We start from the raw sequence: 18,581 nt of genomic DNA on the forward strand, positions 1-18,581 counted from the left end.
TTATTTTTGAATACTGAATTCATCGTGCACTCGTCCGTCTGATCCAATCCACCTCCCCACTAATTTCCTGCCTTTAACATCCAAGATCAATGATCCTCCCAAAGCGACTGTTGAATATGCAGATGATTTCAATGGAAAATCGGGCTGACTTTTACCCAATTGTCCTCCTGACCCAGCTACAATATATATAGTTCCTTGAGGCTTGATTTTGTCCACCAGGTAGTGATTAGGCTTGGATTCCTTGGCAACCACATGCTTAGAAGTATCAAAACTGGCATCTATTCCATAATGTCCCCGAATAGGCAAGGTTCGCTCATAGGAATGACTATGGCCAGCCAATACCAAATCCACTTGATAACGTTCCAAAATAGGTACAATTTGTTCACGAACTTTTGTCATTTCCTCATCTGTATCCGTATTATGTGAACCCTTAGAATAAGGAGGCTCATGAAAATATACGATAGTCCAGGGTAATTTATTAGCTGCCAAATCTTTCTTTAACCATTGAGCTTGAAGGCCCGTACTGTCTATGATACTCGTACCATCCTCCGAAGTTTCCTCGGAGTTGACCGACACAACATGTACATTTCCAAGGTTAAAAGAATAATAGGCCTCAGTCCCGGAAGCAACCCCTCCAGCCTCTCCATCAGTGGGCATGGTGAAATTTTGATAGTAAGCTAATTTCTTCGAGTCTTTATTGTCCTTATAATCATGATTTCCCGGGTTAGGCCATAGTTTAGTGTTAGGAAAAAAATCTGATTGGTAGATATCAAATACATTCTTTTGATATTCAACATCTTTACCACTTCCATAGGCATTATCCCCCAACCAAATCCAAGCATCTATGGGCTTTTCCTTCATGAATGCCTTAATTGCATCCCTTACCAACAACTGATTTCGATTGCCAGTACCAAAATCTCCCAACGCCCAGATACGTATAGCCTTTTCTGAACCAGTTTTAGGCAAGGTTTGAAACCACTGATTGTCCACTTTTTCTAAATTCCCAATGGAATAAAAATAAGTATGATTAGGTTTTAATCCCGTTATTTTCAATTCATGTTCGGTGCTCAATCCACCGTCCTCTACCATCAGATTCTTTTCTGGACCTTTCTTTCCATAATAAATCCGACTTTCCGTAGGAACATCTGTCCTCCATCGAATAACACCAGAAGAAGCAGTAAAATTTTGTAAATAAGGGCCACGGATTATTTTGGCTGTCTGTGCACATAGGGGTAGGAACCCTACACTAAATAGAAGGATTAAATATTTCATGATAGGTTTAGATAATTATGCCAAAGCTACAAAGGCTTTGGCATAAGGAGTAAATTCTTGGGTATAATAAGCTCGGCTGATTTTTACTCGACTATCGCTTGATGAATCAACTGACGCATTTTAGTATGGTAATAAATGGTATGTGGATCCTTTTGGGTCAACATGATTGCGATTAACTTCTCTTTGGGGTTAATAAAAAAATGGGTATTATTCGCTCCTGACCAAAAAAACAATCCTTTATCTCCCAACATTTGACTACTAGCTACACTTTCCAACACCGCAAATCCAAGGCCAAAACCCTCCCCTTGTCTATCAGGAATTCGCTTTTCGTACATATCTCCTACTTGATTGGAAACCATTAGTTCCAAGGTTTTTTTGCTCAAATACTGCTTTCCTTTCCACTTACCTTCATTCAAAAGCATCTGACAAAATTCCATGTAATCCTTGGCCGTAGAGAATAAACTATGTGTTCCAAACCAAATCGTATTGCCCGAAGTCTTGGGTTGATTTGAATTCAAAACTAACTCCCCACTTGGAGCATTACGATGCACTTTCACTACTCGAGCAGCTTGGGCATCTGTCAAGTTATATGCCGTATTGGTCATTCCCAAGGGCTTGAATAATCTTTCCTGCAAAAAATCGTTGGTGCTCATGCCAGAAAACTTCTCAATTAAGGCCGATAAAACATCGGGACTTGCGCTATAATTCCATTGCTTTCCTGGTTGTCCTACTAAAGGGATCTTGGTTGCCTTAATGACTAATTCCTGAATATTTTTAGGGAAAGGCAAACCGTAATATTTCATTCTAAAATCCCGATCAAGCGCCGTGGTGGCCAATCCATGCGTCATGCCGGATGTATGACTAAGCAGCTGAGCTATGGTGATTTGACTATTCAAAGAGTCGGTTTCACCATTGGCACCCTGATGAATATCCTTAGCTACACGCATATTTTTAAACTCTGGAATGTATTTGGAAACAGGATCTGTCAATAAAAAATGGCCCTCTTCAAATAACATCATAAATGCCACACTGATGATAGGTTTGGTCATTGATTGCATGTAAAATAGGTCATCCGTTTTCATAGGAATCTTATCCACGGCATTGCTATATCCTAAAGCACGATGCTCAATGATTTTAGCATCCTTAACAATCATACTGACCGCACCTGGAATTTGCTTGGTATCAATTTCTTTTTGTAAAAAAGCTTCGTAGCGTTTTAGGCGCTCCATAGACATCCCCGCAACCAGTTTATCGGAAGACTGTGCAATACTCAAGGACGTGCTAAATAGTAAGGCAAGTAGGGAAAATATAATTTTAGTCGTTTTCATTGGGTAAGATAGCTAGCTAAAAATTTGGGATGAAGCTACTAAATATTTAGGTCAAACACCTACATGAGGTGCATCAAATTAATGGGAGCTTCCGTCATTATCTCAAATGAAATTGATACTTTTATTTTCTTGATCCAATTAAAGCCAAAAAACATGAAAAATAAACTACTATTTAGCTGGATACTTTCCATGGTCATTGGGATGGATGCCTTCGCACAATCCAGCTCATTATATCCCAACGATTATCTTAGTCCCGAGTTTCACGCCAGTAGAAGAGCAGCATTCAAAGAAAAAATATCGGATAAAGGAATGGCTGTATTTTTTGCCTCTCAGGTTCGGGTTAGAAATAATGACATCACTTATCAATATGCTCAAAATAAAAACTTTTACTACCTCACAGGTTTAGATGAGCCTAATGCGGTCCTGTTCCTATTTAAAAAACCCGTGACCATTTTGGGGAAAACAGATACTGAATTTATCTTTATTCAAAACCGTGACCCATTCAAAGAACTTTGGACAGGTAAAATTCTAGGTGTAGAAGGTTTCAAGCAAAAAAGCCATATGGAGCAGGTCTTTACGTATGACAAATTAATGGCCTCCACCCTACCCATTGCACAGGTTGATTCCGTTTATTCCCTTTACAGAAATGAGGGTATATTTGGCAAATATGAAAGAAGAGAAGAGCCATTAACTCGCATGGCGAATATGTTGGATAGTCTAATTATTGCTCACAATAAACCCTTGGCTCAACGTTCGACCATGCAAATATTAAGCAAGTTGAGAGGAATCAAACATCCCGAGGAAATTGCCTTAATCAAAAAAGCAGCTGAAATCAGTGTAATGGGACATAATGATGTGATGCGTTCCATCAAGCCAGGAATGAAAGAATACCAAGCGCAGGCCATCATGGAATATCATTTTAAAAACCAAGGATCAGAATATACGGGCTACCCTAGCATCAACGGAGCGGCGGGTAATGCCTGTGTATTACACTACATCACCAATCTGAAGGAAATCAAAGCGGGAGAATTATTACTGAGCGACTGTGCCGCTGAGTATCATGGCTACAGTGCAGATGTAACCAGAACGGTACCTGCCAATGGTAAATTCAGTGAGGCGCAAAAGCAAATCTATGAAATTGTCTTACAGGCACAAGATGCAGGAATAGCTGCATGTAAAGCCGGATTACCCTTTTCAGGTGTCGATGCTGCTTCCAGAAAAGTTGTTAATGAGGGTTTAATTAAGTTAGGTATTGCGGCCAACGACAAAGAAGCTAGAAAATATTTCCCTCATGGAACTTCCCATCATTTGGGATTGGATGTACATGATATGGGGCCAAGAACCCTGGAAGCAGGGGTAGTTTTAACGGTGGAACCAGGAATATATATTCCCGCAGGAAGTAATTGTGATCAAAAGTGGTGGGATATTGGAGTCAGGATTGAAGATGATATTTTAGTGACCCAGGATGCCCCTATTAATTTGTCGGCAGGTTCACCTAGGACAGTAGCTGAAATTGAAAAAATGGCCAAAGGAAAAAGCATTTTTAAATAATATCCGATGGAAATCCTAGCCAAAATTAGTATTGGATTGGTTGCCCTAGAGCATATCTATATGTCTGTATTTGGAGATGTTCGCTTGGGAAACCTTGGGCAAAAAAACATTCCGTGGGGTACTAGCCCCCGAATTATTTAAGCCCACCAAGAGCTTGGCTGCCAATCAAGGATTGTATAATGGCTTTTTAGCGGCAGGATTAATTTGGTCTTTTTGTATCTCAGATCCTGTTTGGTCAAAAAACATAGCACTATTTTTCTTGGGATGTGTGTCGGTAGCAGGTCTATTCGGGGCGATGTACAGCAAGGCCATATTTTTCAAACAAGCATTGCCTGCCCTCACAAGCCTGATATTAAGTTATTTATTTCTCTAAAATGAAAATTTACTAATGAATAAAACATAAAAAAGGGGCCATGAAGCCCCTTTTTTAGATCAAACTATTACCTAATTATTTAGTTTCTTTGATACGCTTGGCCTTTGTTTCAAACATCCCTAATAAATCACCTTTCAAGTTATCATCATCCACTTTAGTCAAAGTCATCGTGATATCCATTCCTTGCGCTTGAAAAAAGATTTGAACTTGATTTTCCTTTTCTTCAACGCTAGCATCCAAATCCCCAGCTTCACCTTTCAACACGGCTTTAAGTTTACCCTCAACACGCGTAATCTCACTAATGAGTTTGGTATCTCCATTGGGAGTTCCAACAACTACGATTTCCCATTTCCCAGCAAAAAAATCAGGCGCAAAGCTGGAGGCAGAAAAACTTTGAAAGCTTACGAAGAAAGCTAACAAGGCTAATAACATACTTACTTTTTTCATGGATTGAAATATTTAGATAGTAAAAATCTCCACGAACTCTCATGGAAAGGATTTAATTTGACTCAAATATAAAAACAAAATTTATATTGTCTATTTTTTAGACAATAATTTATTATTTTTGAGTAGAGCTCCATAAACCTATGTCTAACAGCTACATAAACATTTCTCAGAAGAATTATATCCCTCAATTGTCAATTGATTGTGTCATATTTGGCTACCAATCGGGCAATATCAAGGTGCTGGTTTCCAAATTAAATTTTCGGGGAGATTTCTGGTGCTTACCCAGTGGGTTTATCTACCAGGATGAGGATTTGGATGCAGCAGCCCAACGAATCTTGGAGGATAGAACCCAAATAAAGAATATATACCTCAAGCAATTTTATGTATTTGGGAAATCGAATCGAATCAACTCCGTATTCATCAATTCTCTGTTGGAGCAAAATCCACAACTACAAGGCTCGCCTGAAGAATTTGCCTGGTTTGTCAGAAGATTCATTTCGGTAGGTTATTTTGCATTGGTGAATATGGAAAAAGTTATCCCCCAAAAAACGGAATTGGATGAAAAAATGGAATGGGTAGATATTTATGATTTACCCAACCTGATTATGGATGGAAAAGAAATTATTGCAGAAGCATTGCAGTCATTGAGAAGGAATTTCGACGACCAGATGGTTGGATACAACCTTTTACCTGAAACTTTCACTATGAAGGACCTACAGCAATTGTACGAAACCATTTTTGATAAACCCTTCCGCAGAAATAATTTCCAAAAAATGATGCTGGATCTAAATATCCTAGACCGATTGGAGAAACAATTCACCGGTGGAGCGCATAAGGCGCCTTATTTGTACCGATTTAAGGAAAGATAATTTAACTATACCCTGATGCTGATTTGACAAACAAGTTTTTCATATATCACAAAAATAATATGGCAATACATTATAGTCTACTCGCCTCTAACCTGGCAATCTTTTGCCCCATTTTCTTCCTCATTTCCACCAAAACAGATTGATATTTTTCTTGATTGGCCAGATTATTTTTTTCCATTGGATCACGAAGCAAGTCATATAATTCTTCGTGCTTCAAATCATCTCGGTACCTAAAGTATTTCCACTTTTTGGTTCTATAGCCCTCGCTGGAGGCAATAATATCCACTTTCCATAAATGTTCACATAAAAACTCCAATCGGCTTTTGGCAGGGGCCTGCGATTGGGTATAGTTAGCCAAATTGATTCCTTGCCAAGCATTTGGAGCCTTCACTCCCGCAAATCCAAATATGGTGGGAGCAATATCAATGTTCAATACCTCGTCTTTGATAACCCGAGGCTTTAAATTTCTGGGATCATAAATAATCATGGGCACTCGTAAAGACTGATCATACATTAACCACTTATCGGCAAATTGCCTTTCCCCCAAAAAGTAGCCATTATCTCCCATCAAAATGATGATGGTATTTTTATCAATTCCCTTTGCGACCAACAATTTTCTAATCTTTCCAATTTCCAAATCTACTCCAGAAATCATACGATAATAACCTTTTACGCTTTTTTGATATTTCTCTGGTGTATCAAATCGCCATAACCAGCGTGTTCTATTTTCTCCCTTTCTTACATACTCTGGTTGAGCCATAAAATCAGCATCAGAAGACATGATTGGCGGAGGAATGGTGACATGTTGATACATAGTATCCAATTCAGGCTGCCAGAAATATTGGTCTAAGGCCGGGTCGTGTGCATGCGGCGCACTAAAACTCAAGGATAAACAAAATGGTTTATCTGTTGGCGCTTTGGAAATAAAATCCATGGCCTTTTGAGAGGTATATCGGGTTAAATGAACCGTATCTTGACCCAAGGTTTTATAGAAATAACCCCTTCTATCTTTGTATTTCGTATTTCGATCATAATTCTCTCCTTCATCAAATAGCGTATTAAAATGCGGATATTCTACACCAAATTTTCCATAAAACCCCGTGTAATACCCCGCCTTTTTAAGTAAAGCCGGATAAGACATATCCGCATAGCCTTGTTTCAAATTACCTTGTTGGAACGTGTATAAATGGGTTCTCTCATATAATCCCGTAAGAATACTCGCCCGACTGGCTGCACAAATTGGCGTGGTAACAAAAGCATTTTTAAAATATATACCCTCCTTGGCCAGCTTATCCATCTCCGGCGTTTGAATAATTTTGTTTCCGGCAAAACCCATCGCATCTGCCCGGTGATCATCGGTTAAAATAAAAATAATATTTGGTCTTTGTGACTTCCCTTGCGCCAAGCTATAGATGGGGTTTTGAACCGATAAACCAAGCGCAAGAATCCAAACAGGAATCAATTGAAATACTTTCATATTTATTTAGTTTCTGGATATCCGGAAGAATTATCCTTGATGGGCAATCCTTGATAATTAATTTTTACATAAGGCACGGTTTCCGTGGAATCGATCACATAATTCCATTTTTTGACATATTGTAAACCTGGCAAGAATGCGTCTTTCCGCTTTTTCAACTCATGGGATAGCATCTTGTCCAACTTACTTTCTAGCTGATACAGCTCCTTTTTACCCACCAAATTATTCATTTGAAAAGGATCTTTTTCTCGGTCAAAAAGTAACCAAGGCCCATTCAAATCACGCACATAAGTATATTTTTCTGTCATGACCCCACGGTATTCTTTACCTCCTCTTTTACGAGTCCATTGACCAAATGGCTGTACACAAGACAAAAGGGTATAGGAAACATCATTTTTCTTTTTCCCCTTTAAAATAGCTGAAAAGTCCTTTCCTTCCACCGATGAGGGTATCTTAATTCCAGTGAACCCTAATAAGGTAGGCATGATATCTGGAGAATTTATCAATACCTTGGATTTTTTACCCTTCTCTCCCAATGCTTTAGGATAATGAATTAAAAACGGTACACGTACGCTTTCATCATAAGGTTGCTGTTTATTCCAGGCCCCATGTGAACCCAGCAAATCTCCATGGTCAGAAGTAAAAACAATCAGGGTATTTTGATCCAATCCTTTATCCTTCAATGTTTGCCAAAGCTGCCCAACACAATCATCAATGGCCGTCATATGAGCATAATAACCTCTCAAATCATTTTGTACTTTGGCTACTTTATCCGCTGGAACATTATCCCTGAGTTTAAAGATTTTATTCTCATATATTTTTCGGTATTTTTCAGGTGCTGTTTGGTAAGGATCATGAGGAGAACCAATGGAAAGCACTAAAAAAAATGGATCATCACCAGCTTGCTGCTTATTAATGTATTGACAAACATCTTGGGTTTGCGCAATGGCATCATAGGTTTCCCACATTTTTTTCTGTGGGGAATCTCCTTCATAGTAGGCCGATTTATTATAGTCATGCGTACATTCCAAAGCCTTCCAATAATCGAAACCTTGTTGACGGGTTTTAGGAATATAGGAACTACGCCCATGACCATCCACATGCCATTTTCCTAAATAGGCCGTTTGGTAACCATGAGCCTTGAATATTTTACCAATAGTAGTACGGTTAGAATCCAAGAGCACGTCATTCATGAATACTCCGTGGGTCAAAGGATACTGACCCGTTAAAAAAGAGGCCCGATGTGGAGAACATACAGGCATACCTGAGACGGCATGAGTTAAATTTAAACTTTTACTTGCCAAACGATCCAGATTGGGCGTTTGTACATTTTCATCACCGGCATAACCAGTAGATTGCGCCCGCCACTGATCTACTAGGATGTAAAGAATGTTGGGTTTAGATTTTTTTTGGCCCGCAACACTCCAAGGCACCATAGCCAACAAACATAGGCTACAAATTGAAATATAGGTTAGTCGCTTTTTCATGTATGAAAGGCAATAGTCTAGAATTTCATTAAATTTTGGAAAATCAACAAAAGTAATATCCCCTGTAGCCCAATTTCGCTTGAATGTCCAAGACTTATCTTATTTAAATAGGTTAGTAATTATATTGGTAAATATACTCTTTGTCATTAAATACCAATAATGATCAGGGAAATTAAGAAGAGGTGGGAATAAGAATAGAAGGGAAAATTGGAAACATGGAGGGAATAAAAAAGCTCAACCCTATCAAAGGTTGAGCTTTCCAAAATCTCTGTGTTCTATTTCTTTAACATGTTCTATCATTAAAGATGTACAAATAAATACACCCAAAAATTGTGGTGCAAATTACAGACTGTCACATAACTGTCACAAAAAAGAAATACACATTTGAAGTATTTTAATTAGCTAAAAATCAGACAAATAAGTAAAAATACTGACGTCAGAATTAGTCAGGTTTAACTTTTTCCTTAGTCGAATTCTAGCCATTTCCACTGCCCTTAATGACTGACCTGTTAAATTAGAAATCTCCTTAGTGCTCATATCTAATTTCAAGAAAGCGCATAGACGCCGGTCATTATTACTTAGCCCAGGGTGTGCCTCCAGTAATTTTTGAAAGAAAAATTTATGTATCTCAACGAATCGGACTTCAAATTCCTCCCAGTTTTTTGTTGAATTAAGCTTTTCTATATCTTTAGAAATACTTTTTAATAGATGGCTAGGGTCAGAATTAGTTGGCTTTGTTGATCTTATTCGGTGAACTATTAGATTAAGTGATTCTTCCTTTTGAATGGCTTGCAAGGCATTAGAGGCCATTTTCTTATTGACCATTTCTAGGTCTGCCTGCAACCTATCATTTTCCAACTTACTGATTTCCAATTGCTGTAATTCCTTTTCATAACCTAATTCGATTTCCTTACTACGCCGAAAATACTTCATTAAGAAATATAAAATAACGAGTATAATGACCAAGAGTAAAACAGCTAAAAGTCGCCTGGTCTTCCTTTCTTGATTCTTTTCTGCTTCTAATTTCTTAAAAATTTTTCGAGCAAATGATTTCCGATACAAAGCTTCTTTAGCTTCATCTCTTTTCATTTTTGCTTTGGAATCCAAATTTTGATTTAAATAATCCAAGGCTAATTTGGCATTCCCCTCCTTCTGATAAATCTGATATAAATGATCCGAAATTTCAGCTTCTACCTCCACTAAATCTGACTTTTTAGCTATTTCGAGACCTTTCGTATAATAATCTAGCGCAGCATTTTTTTGATTATTTTTTTCAGAAAATTCACCCAAACTCAAATAACATGCCGCTACCATAGGAGAATTTTCTAGCTTTTTTTGAATTTCTAGGGCTAAGTCTAAATAACTTTTTGCTTTAGCTATTTGATTTGTTTCAACATATAAAATACCCAATGATTGAAGTAACTGTGCATAAACTAATTGGAATTCCGATTTATGCTTTGCAAAGGTAATACCAGAAAGGTAAGCTTGTTCAGCTTTAGAAAATTGCTTTTTCTCTTTATAAATATGCCCTAAATCCAAATAAATATTCAGCTGATCCTCCAAGGAAACATCCTCTTGATGTTGTTTGGCATATTGCTGTAACTTGGTAATCCCTTGATTAAATAAACTATCCGCATGATCTAATTCTCCCAAAAACATGTGTAATACCCCTAAATTACCCATAGCTTGACCTATTCTCTTCTCATCTTGTTCCTTTTCTGCCAAATCCAAGTATTTATTTAAATATACCTCCGCTATATCATATATTCCCGCATACAAAGCCCCTCTTGTGACTTCTAAATAGCCGTCAAATCTTAGCTTGGGAATATCTAGTTTTTCAGCAAGTTTCGATGCTTCAATAGCTTCACTAATACCCAGCTTATAGTTTATTAATATATTTTTCTTAGCAATTTGTAATTTCTGAATGACCTGTAAAGAGTCTTTGATTTTTTGACTGTCCGTCAAAATTCCCACATCGAGTGATTTCTCATTCTCGCAGGATATTGTCAATAGGATTGTGAAAGAACACAGTAAGTACCCAAAAACAAATTTCATAGCTAAAAAGCAATTAGTATTCAGATATTAAATAGAACAAATTATACCATTTTTCTTCTCCCAAATCATTTCTCAAAATTTGAAAATCACAAAAGATGTAAGTTAAATATCTATAAAGTGAGGAAGAAAGATGTTACTATCACATTACTGTCACATGTGAGATAATTCATATTCAAAAACCACATAAATCAACAAACAAAGTCACAGTCATGTAGTAATTTTGCTGCCACAATTCGCCTATAATCAGACAAATTAAAAGGTTAGCTCTTAAACATTAACTATTCCAATTGCTATATTTAGTTTATTAATTTTTAAAGAATAATCCGATTATCTTCCTTGAAATACTTCCATTTTTGCTAGTAAGGTTAGCTAGTTACCATTCCAATTAGTTAGCTGAAAGACTAGTGCTGAAAAAAGTAACGGCGATACGTAAATGTAAAGAATAAAACAATTGACAAAAAAATAAATAACCCTCATCATTTTATCCAAATTTCAAAGGCTTGCCTCAAAACTAAGGCATAATATTCTTTTAATGCGGAGTGAAAAGTAATGAGAAAACCTGTTATCCCGAATAAAATTAATCCACAGATGCGAGTTTTTCCAAATACTCACTGGGCAATAAGCCTGTTCTTTTTTTAACAGCCGTTATAAAAGAAGTACGCGAGGCAAAGCCAACATATTTTCCAATAAATTCAATGGAGTAATTAGCAAAGTTAGGGTCTTCACTCTTAAAAGTCTTCAAATAATCTACTCGAGCGTCATTAATAAACTCATTAAAATTTTTACCCGATTCTTGATTTATAACTGCCGAAAGCAAATAGATGGGAATATTCACTTCCATGGAAAGATCAGAAATGGTGTAGCCGATTTTGGTAAATGACTGACTTTTTTCAAAATGTTCATTTATGGTAGACCAAATATTTCTCCCTTTGTGAATACTGACAAAAGTGATTTCTTCTTCTGGTTCTACAAATTCGACAGCCTCATTTAAAGACCTAACGGGATTATTGATTTGAACCCATCCCGTCAATCCATAAAGAATTTTGGGATGGCAAAATAAGTACAAACTAATAACCAAAATCTCCACCCAAATACTTACTAAAATGAATCGACCCACAGAAATATTATAATTTAGATGCAGAACGCCTCCTACAAATGCAACAAGTATTCCAAAAAATAAAACAGTAGCTATGATTAGATGAAATCGGAAGATCTCCTTATTTCTTTCAATCTGTAACTTTAAATTAAATATTTTATCCTTTGATTTATATAATTCATAAAAGGTCAAAACCGAAAAAATCAATAAACAAAAAATCCGATAAAAAGGAGCCCAATTAGTTGGCAACATTCCTTCAGGCTCAGAAATATACAGCGATTTATCAAAAATTGTATTTAATATAAACGCCTTTTTTTCTTCCTGACTAAGTAGATAAAAAGGAATTCTGTTAACCATATATATGAGCACAGGAATAAAGTTTAACAATTCCTTTCGCAATAAAACTACCGACTGATGAAGTACTGATTTAATATACAAATAAGCAAAAGGGCCGATGCATATGGGTGCCCAAGAATAAATTTTGTACGTGTATGGAAATTTTATGTATATATCCGTCAAAGGCAATATATTTCCTGCAGAGGTTAATACTAACATCAAAATTAAAGCTCCTAATAATTTTGAACTTAAAGACGAATAGGATTGCCCCAAGATCAGTATGCAAGCAACTACAATTCCCAGCGTAGATACAATCAGGGTTATGAGTATAAATGTAAAATCGTTCAATTTGAAGTGTAAATGATTGTAATGTTAATTTAGAACAGTATCGTATTATTTTAAAAATTTAAGGTTTATTCCATCATAGAACACCTAAAGAAATTATAATACCCATGCGTTTGACAACAATTGATATTGATAATATCCTATTTTAAAGTAAAACTAGAAAAAAACGCAGGGAACAAACGACAAAGAGAGCACCATGATGTCCAAAATCTTGAAATTTGAACACAAATTCCCCAAAAGTGAACAAGAAGCTCTTGTACACTAAAATTGGGGTGGCTAATTTCGACTTTATTTGTTTTAGGAACAGATAGAACTATAGAACACAGTTTTTGGTAATCCTTTGGCTTATAGCTGAAGGATTATTTTTTTTGCATCTACAGCTAAAATTTATTTAATGTAATTTACAAATACAAATTTTCTATTCCTCAATCTAACATTTTACTAAATACTTAAATAAAAAAGCTTCAGATTCCTCTGAAGCTTTTTAGATAATAAGTAGTAAATAAACATTTAATCAATCCAATTGATCTAAATAATCTTTAGGTAACAAACCGGTTCTTTTTTTAATAGCTGTAATGAATGAGGTACGGGAGGCAAAACCAATTTTTTGACCTATGTATTCGTTGGAATAACTTTCAAAAAATGGATCTTCCTTTTTAAAGGTTTTCAAATACTCAATTCGAATATCATTGATAAATTCATTGAAATTCTTTCCTGCCTCTTGGTTTATAACTGCGGAAATCAGATACATGGGAATATTGATTTCTGTGGAAAGATCCACGATAGTGTATCCAATTTTGGTAAATGATCTCTTTTTTTGCAAATGTTCATTGATGGTCAACCAAATATTTCTCCCTTTATGAATACTGACATGGGAGATTTCTTCATCCTCCTCCATGATACCCACTGCCTCTTGTAAACTTCTTACTGGATTATTTATTTGAATCCATCCTATCAATCCATATAGAATATTAGGCGTTGAAAATAAGTAAATACTGATAACTAATATTTCTACCCATAAACTTATAAGAAATATCCCATTAGCTTGTATGTTAAATTTTACTTGAATGATCACACCTAAAATGGCAGCGATTAATCCCCAAAATAAAATGGAAGTAATAATCCAATGAAAACGATATATATCTTGATTGTTGGAATTAATATCCTTAAGATTAAATATTTTTTTTCTAGATTTAATTAACTCATAAACGGTAAAGATGGTAATAGTCAACAAATAGATAAATCGAATAATTGGTGCCCATTGTATAGGAAGCAATCCTTCAGGTTCGGTTAAATACAATGTTTTATCTTGATATGTTCTTAGGATAAACTGCATTTTTTCACCATCGGAAAGAAGATAGAATGGGATTCTATTGAGCATATAAAGCAGCACAGGTAAAAACAATAAAAATTCTTTTCGGCGTAATCTTACGGATTGGTGTAAGACCGATTTTATATACAAGTAGGCAAAAGGAGCAATAGAAAATGGCGCCCAAGCAAATATTTTATATGAGTTGGGGTATTCTAGATATATACTCGTCGTTGACATGGATAAGCCAATGGAGGTACAGCATAAAGATATGAGTAATCCAGCGAGTAGCTTCGAGCTTAAAAATGAAATGGATTGTCCAAAAAGTAGTATGGAACTTACAATAAACCCGAGCGATGATAAAACAAGGGTGATAATTAAATAGGTTAAATTAGTCAAATCCTATAGTTTTTTAAATCCAACAATTACGATATCACCAAAAAAGTGATACCAAAAATCATACAACCATAGTATTTAATAGAACACTGACGAATAGACCCCTGAAAACCTAGCTTGTAAGCTTGAACACATCCAAGTGAAATTCAATCATTTGATACCTGAAATTACACTTTTTCATTCAAAAAACAAAAACGAAATCGCTTAATTATCAAATAGTTACGTATAACAGCATCAATTTTAATCTTGGTAATGTTCAAAATCAAAAAATATGGTCAGCAGATTTCTAATTATGAACTTTATTTGAATTTATTGAACATATACCATTTGTGGACAAAAAATACCCTATTTAATTTCGTGGATATCGTATTTAGAAACAGATACAGTAATAGAACACAGGTACATATTAATCCTCTAGCCTTTGGTTAGGGGATTATTTTTTAATAAATGGGTTCTTAATGTTTTCCCAAAAAATTGCTTGAATTTTACAAGAACATTAGATACAATGAATTACTCTTAGTTCAAAAAAACGGGTTAAAGATAAGTTTATCAACCGTATATTGAATGAAAGCAATAGTTGAATGGAAATTCATGTAACTCTTTCCAATGACATATGGTAAGAAATTAACCTCACTTGTCCATTCCCCGATCTCCTCCTCCATATATTGCCCCGAACTAGATTTTGATACAATCTAATAGACATAAAAAAAGTCCCTGAAAATCAGGGACTTAACTTTATTTGAGCGGTCCGGACGGGACTCGAACCCGCGACCCCATGCGTGACAGGCATGTATTCTAACCAACTGAACTACCGGACCGTCTTGTAATGTGGCACAAAATTAGCTAATTTATCCTTTCAAACAAATGCCCAAGCAAAAAAAACCTAAAAAATATGTTCCCTCCTGCCTCATATGAATACCCTAAAACCAGCTACTTCACTGAATATCTGAATTTTGAGCCCAACGAGAATATTTTTGAAGTTTTTGAGAATCAAACAAAAATAATCTTGGACATTTACCAAAATCTTTCTCCTAGGCAATGGTCTTACGCCTATAGCCCAGGTAAATGGACCTTGCAACAGCTTTTAGGCCACATGGTAGATACAGAACGTATCATCTCTTATCGTGCCTTGGCTATTAGTCGAGGAGAACAACAGGCCCTACCGGGATTTGATGAAAATGCCTATTTAGTAAAAGCCCATTACGAAAATCAAAATCCTGAACTGATCCTCAAACAGTATCACCTAACACGTCAAGCTACCATCGCCCTTTTACAATCCTTCTCTCCTGATCAATGGAATACTATTGGTCAGGCTAATGGCAATTCCGTCTCTGTTCGTGCATTATCTTGGATGATTGCCGGACATGAAAAGCATCATCTGTCCATTATGAATGAGCGATATGCTATTAGGAATTAGGAATGTAGCAACTGGAATGTACAATTGAGTGTTAGGAGGTCTTGCGCCTACGGGCATTGCAATTTGTCTTACCTAGTTGCTGTCGAATCTATCATTCAAGTGATTATTTTGAATTTTTAAACCAAAACTCTACAATATTCATTTTACATTCTACAACATTACTAACTCTGTTAACAATTATTCATTCTTCACTATCTTTACCCCATGAAATTTTACAAATACCAAGGTACAGGCAACGATTTTGTGGTCATTGATGACAGAGAAGGAACTTTTCAGCTCGGTCAAGCGGAGATTGCCCATCTATGTCACCGCCGTTTTGGCATTGGAGCCGATGGGTTAATGCTACTTCAAAATGCCGAAGGTTATGACTTCCGTATGGTTTATTATAATTCAGATGGAACCGAAGGTAGTATGTGTGGCAATGGTGGACGCTGTTTAGTACGCTTTGCGGCCGACTTAAATATCGTACAAAATTTCACCACTTTCATTGCCATTGATGGAGAGCACCACGCACATATTGCCCCGGATAAAATCTCCTTGCACATGAAAAATGTGGCCAAAATTGATGCTATTGAAGGCGACTATTTTGCACAAACAGGTTCCCCGCATTTGGTTCGATTTACTTCAAGTGTGAAGGATGAGAATGTCCAGCAAGTAGGTGCCGCCATCCGCTATTCTGACACTTTCAAACCACAAGGTGGTACCAATGTCAATTTTGTGGAAATTCTAGAAAAAGGACTATTTGTCAGAACCTACGAACGCGGCGTAGAGGATGAAACCTATTCCTGTGGAACTGGGGTAACAGCTGCCGCTTTAGTGGCTAACTCGGTCAAAGGCCTGTCCAGTCCAATTAGCATTCAAACTTTAGGAGGAAATCTATCCATTGAGTTCAAAGGTGATGCTCAAAACGGATATCATGATATATTCCTTATTGGACCAGCGGTGTGTGTCTTTAAAGGCGAAATTACATCCCTTTAACGGGTATATTGGTAAAACTTCCCATCGCACTTACTTGATTATTTTCTACCCGGTATATTTTCAGGCGGTAATTTCCATCTGGCAGATAAATAAATGGCAAATATCCTTCAGCGTGTCGCACATAAATGGCATCGTGATATTTCAACTGACGGGCTCTATCCAATTCCATAAAATACAAATTAAAGACCCAGCATTTCTTTTCGGCATTCTCAAAGACCACGTAAATCCCGTCGGAACCATGCGAAACCTTGACATGCGTTTTCTCGCCATGATACCTTAAACCATTTTTTTCTAACTTAAACTGCAACAAATCTTTGCCTGTTGATAAGGAAGTTTTTACCTGAACATCTTTTTGAAATTCCTTTTCTAAATGTGCCTCTCTAGGGCCCAACTGGTAAAATCCATGGGCAAATGTTAGCGAAACCACATCATTCACGTATGCCACTGAACTAGGAAGTTCTGCCGTAAAATCCACGATTGGCCCACTTAATTGAGACAATGATACACCTTTGGGAGCTCCTAAATCAGATTTTTTACCTAATGAATCAACAAAATAATAATGCTCTCTGCGCTGGATGCTGTGTTTGATGATAGCTGCAGATTCTGCCGTGGTAAAATTAACCACAGCCAATAAGTTATTCCAATAAGACAACCCAAAGTATAGCATAGAAAATGCTAAAATTAGCCAGACATTCCATGATTTATTCAGTGAAAATGTATGCCAATAAAGTAGGCATAGGCTGATTAAGAACAGGGTACTATTAATCGCATAACGACTCTCAAACACAAATTCAATCGGCAAATTGGCACGACCAATTGAATAAATCAGGGCGGTAGCCAGAATGAATAACTGAATAGCAATAATGAAGTCAAAAGATGATTTCTGACGAATCAATTGATAGGTATTTCTGAGAACAAATATCATCCAAGCTAATAAAGCCACTGCTCCTAGGCCCATACTTACTTGAATCCGAAGCTCGGAAGTGGTTGAGAAAAATACTCCTACAAATGAACCTAAATAAACCAAGAAAGTTTGAATGATAGCTCCCACCAGATGTAGATTATCCGACAAATGTCCTCGTTGGTACGGATGTTGATAGCCCCACATATACAATCCGAAAAAGGCAACTCCAGAAATAACCCAAATTAACCAATACATCTTGGCATAATTTTTCAACATGGGTATGGCCGCAGCAAATAGTAAAAAGCCATTTCCACTGGTGAAAACTGCTATAAATGCTAAAATTAGTGCGGTGATAAACTGGGTCTTGGCATTCCCTTTACCGTCCAGCACATAAAATACAATTAGTATGAAAAACACAATGCTATTATGCTGCAAGGCACAGACCGGCCAAAAGACATTGTGAAAATAAGCGACATTGTACCAAATAAAAGCTAATGGAATAATCCACCATTGAGGTAATTGGTAGCGATGCAGGTAGGCTTGTAAAATGAAATGTACCCCCAAGGTTGCCCCTGCCCCAACCAGGTTTAGAGTCATGTAGTCAATCTGCCCAGTTATGAAATATTGTATTAAACTGACAATGGACAAATAACCCTCTCGATGTTCATTGCATTGAGATACCAACAAGGCAATTTTGTCTAACCATGTATCATTCCCGTAAAAAAAACGAATTATAAAGCCATTGATAGCACTCCAGTCATCAGCAAAAGGAGCATTGATTCCAAATTTCAGCAGAAATAAATAGAAGAAAATGGCAGGTGCTAGTGAAAGAAAAAAATAAAAATACCGCTGGCGAAACAAGTTCATTAAACCCAATATTATTCTTAAGAAAATTTTCTAATTTAGAGGCTATGTGTTCTCATATCCACAAAAGTAAGCAA

Annotated in this window: 14 protein-coding genes and 1 tRNA gene; 5 read left to right on the forward strand and 10 right to left on the reverse strand. The window is 36.5% G+C overall.

Going from position 1 to position 18,581, the window contains the following annotated elements:
• Entirely contained in the window at window positions 1–1,272 is a 1,272-nt protein-coding gene (locus ESB04_RS03230) for a purple acid phosphatase family protein (RefSeq protein WP_129026227.1), read from the reverse strand.
• An 83-nt stretch (window positions 1,273–1,355) separates the two neighbouring features.
• Entirely contained in the window at window positions 1,356–2,600 is a 1,245-nt protein-coding gene (locus ESB04_RS03235) for a serine hydrolase domain-containing protein (RefSeq protein WP_129026229.1), read from the reverse strand.
• Between the two features lie 153 nt (window positions 2,601–2,753).
• Here ESB04_RS03235 and ESB04_RS03240 point away from each other — a divergent pair, with 153 nt between their 5' ends.
• The gene (locus tag ESB04_RS03240) at window positions 2,754–4,151 is read left to right on the forward strand and encodes an aminopeptidase P family protein (protein WP_164969582.1); all 1,398 of its coding nucleotides are present in this window, start codon (window positions 2,754–2,756) and stop codon (window positions 4,149–4,151) included.
• Window positions 4,152–4,227: 76 nt separating this feature from the next.
• Complete coding sequence (locus ESB04_RS03245; protein ID WP_317127016.1) at window positions 4,228–4,524, forward strand: DUF1304 domain-containing protein; 297 nt, start codon at window positions 4,228–4,230, stop codon at window positions 4,522–4,524.
• Between the two features lie 75 nt (window positions 4,525–4,599).
• Here the strand turns inward: ESB04_RS03245 and ESB04_RS03250 are convergent, their stop codons facing one another.
• Window positions 4,600–4,971, reverse strand: a complete 372-nt coding sequence (locus ESB04_RS03250) for a hypothetical protein (protein WP_129026233.1) — start codon at window positions 4,969–4,971, stop codon at window positions 4,600–4,602.
• 140 nt (window positions 4,972–5,111) lie between these two features.
• Here ESB04_RS03250 and ESB04_RS03255 point away from each other — a divergent pair, with 140 nt between their 5' ends.
• On the forward strand, window positions 5,112–5,840 hold the full coding sequence (locus ESB04_RS03255) for an NUDIX hydrolase (RefSeq protein ID WP_129026235.1): 729 nt from the start codon (window positions 5,112–5,114) through the stop codon (window positions 5,838–5,840).
• 70 nt (window positions 5,841–5,910) lie between these two features.
• Here ESB04_RS03255 and ESB04_RS03260 read toward each other — a convergent pair whose 3' ends face one another.
• The 6 genes from ESB04_RS03260 to ESB04_RS03285 form a co-directional block, all read right to left on the reverse strand.
• Window positions 5,911–7,317 carry a sulfatase family protein gene (locus ESB04_RS03260; RefSeq protein ID WP_129026237.1) on the reverse strand — a complete coding sequence of 469 codons (1,407 nt, stop codon included), beginning with the start codon at window positions 7,315–7,317 and terminating at the stop codon, window positions 5,911–5,913.
• A gap of 2 nt (window positions 7,318–7,319) precedes the next feature.
• On the reverse strand, window positions 7,320–8,804 hold the full coding sequence (locus tag ESB04_RS03265) for a sulfatase family protein (protein ID WP_129026239.1): 1,485 nt from the start codon (window positions 8,802–8,804) through the stop codon (window positions 7,320–7,322).
• A gap of 402 nt (window positions 8,805–9,206) precedes the next feature.
• On the reverse strand, window positions 9,207–10,814 hold the full coding sequence (locus ESB04_RS03270) for a tetratricopeptide repeat protein (protein WP_164969583.1): 1,608 nt from the start codon (window positions 10,812–10,814) through the stop codon (window positions 9,207–9,209).
• A 622-nt stretch (window positions 10,815–11,436) separates the two neighbouring features.
• Entirely contained in the window at window positions 11,437–12,510 is a 1,074-nt protein-coding gene (locus tag ESB04_RS03275) for a helix-turn-helix domain-containing protein (protein WP_129026243.1), read from the reverse strand.
• A 640-nt stretch (window positions 12,511–13,150) separates the two neighbouring features.
• Window positions 13,151–14,185, reverse strand: coding sequence for an AraC family transcriptional regulator (locus ESB04_RS03280; protein ID WP_129026245.1), 1,035 nt, complete (start codon window positions 14,183–14,185; stop codon window positions 13,151–13,153).
• A 900-nt stretch (window positions 14,186–15,085) separates the two neighbouring features.
• Window positions 15,086–15,159: transfer RNA gene (locus ESB04_RS03285), tRNA-Asp, on the reverse strand.
• 74 nt (window positions 15,160–15,233) lie between these two features.
• Here ESB04_RS03285 and ESB04_RS03290 point away from each other — a divergent pair.
• Entirely contained in the window at window positions 15,234–15,758 is a 525-nt protein-coding gene (locus ESB04_RS03290; protein ID WP_129026247.1) for a DinB family protein, read from the forward strand.
• Between the two features lie 204 nt (window positions 15,759–15,962).
• Window positions 15,963–16,736 carry a diaminopimelate epimerase gene (gene dapF / locus ESB04_RS03295; RefSeq protein ID WP_129026249.1) on the forward strand — a complete coding sequence of 258 codons (774 nt, stop codon included), beginning with the start codon at window positions 15,963–15,965 and terminating at the stop codon, window positions 16,734–16,736.
• Here the strand turns inward: dapF and ESB04_RS03300 are convergent.
• Window positions 16,723–18,507 carry a hypothetical protein gene (locus tag ESB04_RS03300; protein ID WP_129026251.1) on the reverse strand — a complete coding sequence of 595 codons (1,785 nt, stop codon included), beginning with the start codon at window positions 18,505–18,507 and terminating at the stop codon, window positions 16,723–16,725. The two genes, dapF and ESB04_RS03300, sit on opposite strands and share 14 nt — an antisense overlap.
• Window positions 18,508–18,581 lie beyond the last annotated feature (74 nt).

The organism is Aquirufa rosea (assembly GCF_004118285.1).
In the GTDB taxonomy this organism is placed as follows: Bacteria; Bacteroidota; Bacteroidia; order Cytophagales; family Spirosomataceae; genus Aquirufa; species Aquirufa rosea.

Coding starts and splice junctions, on each gene's coding strand:
- dapF (WP_129026249.1), top strand. CDS start 15,963: ATGAAATTTTACAAATACCAAGGTACAGGCAACGATTTTGTGGTCATT.
- ESB04_RS03275 (WP_129026243.1), bottom strand. CDS start 12,510: ATGTTAGTATTAACCTCTGCAGGAAATATATTGCCTTTGACGGATATA.
- ESB04_RS03260 (WP_129026237.1), bottom strand. CDS start 7,317: ATGAAAGTATTTCAATTGATTCCTGTTTGGATTCTTGCGCTTGGTTTA.
- ESB04_RS03300 (WP_129026251.1), bottom strand. CDS start 18,507: ATGAACTTGTTTCGCCAGCGGTATTTTTATTTTTTTCTTTCACTAGCA.
- ESB04_RS03230 (WP_129026227.1), bottom strand. CDS start 1,272: ATGAAATATTTAATCCTTCTATTTAGTGTAGGGTTCCTACCCCTATGT.
- ESB04_RS03240 (WP_164969582.1), top strand. CDS start 2,754: ATGAAAAATAAACTACTATTTAGCTGGATACTTTCCATGGTCATTGGG.
- ESB04_RS03245 (WP_317127016.1), top strand. CDS start 4,228: ATGTTCGCTTGGGAAACCTTGGGCAAAAAAACATTCCGTGGGGTACTA.
- ESB04_RS03290 (WP_129026247.1), top strand. CDS start 15,234: ATGTTCCCTCCTGCCTCATATGAATACCCTAAAACCAGCTACTTCACT.
- ESB04_RS03255 (WP_129026235.1), top strand. CDS start 5,112: ATGTCTAACAGCTACATAAACATTTCTCAGAAGAATTATATCCCTCAA.
- ESB04_RS03280 (WP_129026245.1), bottom strand. CDS start 14,185: ATGTCAACGACGAGTATATATCTAGAATACCCCAACTCATATAAAATA.
- ESB04_RS03265 (WP_129026239.1), bottom strand. CDS start 8,804: ATGAAAAAGCGACTAACCTATATTTCAATTTGTAGCCTATGTTTGTTG.
- ESB04_RS03235 (WP_129026229.1), bottom strand. CDS start 2,600: ATGAAAACGACTAAAATTATATTTTCCCTACTTGCCTTACTATTTAGC.
- ESB04_RS03250 (WP_129026233.1), bottom strand. CDS start 4,971: ATGAAAAAAGTAAGTATGTTATTAGCCTTGTTAGCTTTCTTCGTAAGC.